The sequence below is a fragment of the Phenylobacterium sp. genome (assembly GCF_004799395.1).
Classification (GTDB): domain Bacteria; phylum Pseudomonadota; class Alphaproteobacteria; order Caulobacterales; family Caulobacteraceae; genus Phenylobacterium.
This window is the reverse complement of record NZ_SSMZ01000055.1, coordinates 1-4158: the sequence shown is the minus strand read 5'-3', so window position 1 is coordinate 4158 and position 4158 is coordinate 1. Positions and strand designations below refer to the sequence as shown.

The 4158-nt window shown below is 68.3% G+C and carries 5 protein-coding genes; 3 read left to right on the top strand and 2 right to left on the bottom strand.

Features of this window, described 5'->3' with window-relative positions:
• Positions 1-1568: TonB-dependent receptor (locus E8A12_RS03775; protein ID WP_293366421.1), on the bottom strand; the 1568-nt coding region annotated here is incomplete at its 3' end.
• A 150-nt stretch (positions 1569-1718) separates the two neighbouring features.
• Between E8A12_RS03775 and E8A12_RS03770 the strand changes: the two genes are divergently transcribed.
• Both E8A12_RS03770 and E8A12_RS03765 read left to right on the top strand, forming a co-directional pair.
• Positions 1719-2210, top strand: a complete 492-nt coding sequence (locus E8A12_RS03770) for a Fur family transcriptional regulator (protein ID WP_293366420.1) — start codon at positions 1719-1721, stop codon at positions 2208-2210.
• Positions 2207-2677: a hypothetical protein gene (locus E8A12_RS03765; protein WP_293366419.1), complete on the top strand. Its 471-nt coding sequence runs from the start codon at positions 2207-2209 to the stop codon at positions 2675-2677. The genes E8A12_RS03770 and E8A12_RS03765 overlap by 4 nt, the downstream gene beginning before the upstream one ends.
• A 35-nt stretch (positions 2678-2712) precedes the next feature.
• Here E8A12_RS03765 and E8A12_RS03760 read toward each other — a convergent pair whose 3' ends face one another.
• Positions 2713-3510 carry an RcnB family protein gene (locus E8A12_RS03760; protein WP_293366418.1) on the bottom strand — a complete coding sequence of 266 codons (798 nt, stop codon included), beginning with the start codon at positions 3508-3510 and terminating at the stop codon, positions 2713-2715.
• 125 nt (positions 3511-3635) lie between these two features.
• Here E8A12_RS03760 and E8A12_RS03755 point away from each other — a divergent pair.
• Positions 3636-4158: DUF924 family protein (locus tag E8A12_RS03755; RefSeq protein WP_293366417.1), on the top strand; the 523-nt coding region annotated here is incomplete at its 3' end.

Genomic DNA, 4158 nt, shown 5'->3' with positions numbered 1-4158 from the left:
AGGTTCTTGGCCTGCTTGTCATAGGCGTCGATGCCCAAGGTCAGGCCACCGATCTTCTGCTGAGCGCCCACGTCGAAATAGTTGTCGCGCTCCGAGCGCGGCAGATCGTTCTGGGTCCCGGGTTGCTCGCCGCTGGTGCCGATGAACTTGAGGACCGCCGTCGAGGCGATCAGTTCGAACGGGGGCGGCGAGAAATAGCGCGCATAGCCGGCGTGGAACGTTGTGCCCTCCATCGGCGTCCAGACCAGGTTCACCCGCGGCGACAGCTGGTTCTCCTGCCGGAACGAGACCAGCTGGTCGAAGCGCAGGCCGTAGTTCACCGTCAGGCTGTCGAACGGCTTCCACTCGTCCTCCAGATAGGCCGAGTAGGTCTGGGCGTTGGCGCTGCTGTTGTCGACGATGGAGACGGCCGCCGGACCGATCTGGTTTCCGTTGGCGTCCACGTTGAACACCTGGGAATTCGTCTGGCTGGTGGTGTGGTCGGTGGTGACGATCAGGCCCGAGCGGAGCGTGTGGGCGTCGGTGAGCTTGTAGACCCCCTCCAGCTGCACGCCGAAGGCGGTGTCGGTCTTGCGCGCCGCCTGGGCGATGCCGTTGAACAGCAGCTCGCCGGTGACGTCGGGCGTGTACTGCAGCTCCGAATAGCGGGCGAAGACCGAGGCCTGGCCGGTGAACTTGTCGGTGGTCTTCTGGTAGCTGACGATCGCGTAGGAGGTGCCTTCCTTCTGGTTCTCGTTGAGCTGCGCGGACGGAAAGGTGGAGACACCGTTCTGGCTGAAGCCGAGGCTCGGCTCGAGACCGGGCGTGTTGGGGATCTGGAACTTGTCCTGCGAAGTGCCCGCGATCAGCGAAACCCGGCTGGTGTCGTCCAGGATGTGATCGAGATAGCCGAAGGCCTGGTACTGGTCGGAGTGGTCGTGCAGCGGATTGGCGCGGCCATCCGGGCTCTCGATGCCGACGTCGGTGCCGGTGTAGCTGCCGGAGAAGAAGCCGCTGGTGGCGCCCGACGAGCCGCCATACTCGATCGAGGGCTCGATCATGCCGTGGCTGCCGCCGTAGACGCCGACCTCGCCGCCGTTCTGGAAGCCGCTCTTGGTGGTGATGTTGACGATGCCGGCGTCGCGGATGCCGTACTGCGCGGGCAGCGCGCCGGTGATCAGGTCGACGTTGGCCGCCAGCCGGGGCGACAGCGACTGGCCGAACACCTGCAGGCCCTCCGGCAGGATGACGTTGTTCAGGCGGAACTGGATGTTGCCGTGGTCGCCGCGGATATGCAGCTGGCCGAATGAGTCCTGCGCCACGCCCGGCGCCTGCAGGATCACCTGGTTCAGCTCGGCATTGGCGCCGGACGGCAGGTTGTTGATGAAGGCCTCGGGCATGGAATAGCTGGTCGCGCCCAGCGCGGGCTCGACCTCGGACCGCGCCGCGTCCAGCCGCTGGGCGGTGACCACGATCTCGGAGGCCTGAGCCGTCGGCGGCGCGGCGGCGTCGGATTCCGCGGCGTTGGCGGTGGCGGCGACCATGGCGCCGAGGCCGGCGGCGGCCAGCAGGAACAGTTTACGCGTCATTGAACACCCTCGAGGCCGGGCCCATCTCAGTGGCCGTTATGTGATAACGTAGCTGTTATGAAATAACATAACGAGTCGTCAAGCCACTGCGTGCGGTCCTCAGCTGCGACGCGAAGAAGATTGCGGCGCAGGGGCCTGGAGCGTTACCTGATGGACATGCACTCGCCGGACTGCACCCACGAGGACGGCGCCCATCCGGGGCTGGAGGGCGCGGACCTGCGCCACGCCCTGGTCGACGCCGAACACCGCTGCCTCGACATCCAGGAGCGGCTGACCGCGCCCAGGCGGCGCGTGTTGCAGCTGTTGCTGGAGTCGGACGCCCCCCAGAAAGCCTACGACCTGATCGCCGCCTTCGGCGAGAGCGGCGAGCCGGCCAAGCCGCCCACGGTCTACCGGGCGCTCGAATTCCTTGAGCGACTGGGCTTCGCCCACCGCATCGAAAGCCTGAACGCCTATGTGCCCTGCCGGCTGGACCGCTCGGGTCACGCCGCAGCCTTCCTGATCTGCGACTGCTGCGGCGCAGCGGAAGAATTCGAGCCGGACTTCGCGCCTGGCCGGGCGGCTGCGGCCGCCAGGGGCTATGCGGTTAAGTCCGTCACCCTCGAAGCCCGCGGCCTCTGTCCGGCGTGCCAGGCGGGGTGAGGCGGCAGATCTACCTGGACTGCGACGGCGTCCTCGCCGATTTCGAAGCGTCCGCCCAGGCCATCCTCGGCATGCCGTCAGACGCCTTCGAGCACCTGCGCGGCGCTGGCCAGTTCTGGAAACGTCTGGCCGCGGCCGACGGCTTCTTTGAGCATCTCGGCCTCCTGCCCGACGCCCGCGAGCTCTTCGACGCGGTGGAAGCCAGCGCCCCGGTCATCCTGACCGGTATGCCGCATGGCCAGTGGGCCGAACCTCAGAAACGCGCCTGGGCCGGCCGCCACTTCCCCGGTGTCCCGGTGATCGCCACCACCGCAGCGCTCAAGCGCGAGCACTGCTACCCCGGCGATGTCCTGGTCGACGACCGCGACCAGCACCGCGCCCTCTGGGAAGCCGCCGGCGGCGTCTTCATCCACCACCGCTCGGCGCAGGAGTCGATCAAGGCGCTGAAAGCGGCGGGGTATATCTGAAGATCATCCCTCCCCGTTCCGGTGGGGGAAATCGATCACCAGAATATCCCGCGCACCACCTGCACGATGCGGCCGGTGAAGCGGTCGATCATCAGGGCGTCGGGACCGACCCGGACCCACTCAAATCCCGGAGGCGGATAGGGCAGGTCGTAGTTCATGAAGTCGCCGATCCAGTAGGGCTGGCCGAACCAGCCGCGCGGCAGGAAGTCTCCGAACCCCCAGGCGCGGACATAGTAGCCATAGGGCGGCCGATAGAAGCCGGCGTGGAACCGATCCTGGCTCCAGAGCACCGGCGGAGCATGCCCCGCTTGCCAACGGGCGCCGCGACCGCCCCAGGGACTGTTGCGCGCGTCGAACTGCGGACCGCCTGCGCTGCGCCCGTCGTGGCGCTGTTCGGGGCGGACGTCCGCGGCGCGGCCGGTCCCCGGCGGGACCACCTCGTTGGGCCCGCGCTCATGATCGAACCGGCGCGGACCGCCGCCCTGAGGCCCCGGACCGGGAGCACGGTCGAAGTGCTGGGCCGGGCCGCCCGCTGGCGCGCCCTGGAAATCCCGATGCGGAGCGCCGCCCTGTTGCGCACCGCCCTGTTGCGCGCCTCCCCGGGGCGGACCGTCGCGGCCTTCCGAGCCGTGGCCCTGGGGCGCGCCGGGCGGGGGACCGCCGTGTCCCGCGCCGCCGGGAGGGCCGCCAGGGTGCGACGCCCCTTGAGAATGCGGCGCCCCTTGAGGATGCGCCGGGGCCTGCTCGCGGTCACGATCCTGCGCCAGGGCTGCGCCGCTGGCGCCCGCCAGCAGCAGCAGGGCCAGCACCGGGGTCGAAAGCTTCGTCTTCATGGTCTCGCTCCAGGGGCTCTGCGGCCCGTCGGTTGCGTAAGTGTATCCCCACTATTGCCGAGCTGACTGAACCACGGTTGAACGGCAATGACCGCTCAGGCGTCAGGAACCGGAAGCGCAGGCTGATGACGGCGCATATCAACGACATCCTGGGCTTCTGGCGTACGGCCGGCCCGCAGAAGTGGTTCAAGAAGGTCACCGCCTTCGACGACGCAATCCGCCTGAAGTTCGAACCCACCCATCACCGTGCCGCCCGCGGGGAGTACGATCTGTGGGCGCAGTCGGCCGATGGCGCGCTGGCGCTCCTGATCCTGCTCGACCAGTTCCCTCGCAACCTCTACCGCGGCTCCGGCCACGCCTTCGCCACCGACGGCAAGGCCAGGTCCATCGCGCGCGCCGCGATCGAACAGGGCTTCGACCGCGAAGTCGACCCGCTCTTCCGCAACTTCTTCTACCTGCCCTTCGAGCACTCCGAGGACATCGCCGACCAGGACTTCGGCCTGGCTCTGGTCGCCGAGAACGGCGTCGAGGACGACCTGAAATGGTCGACCATCCACCGCGACATCATCGCCCGCTTTGGCCGCTTCCCCCACCGCAACGCCGCTTTGGGCCGCGCGACAACGCCGCAGGAGCAGGAATTCCTGGATG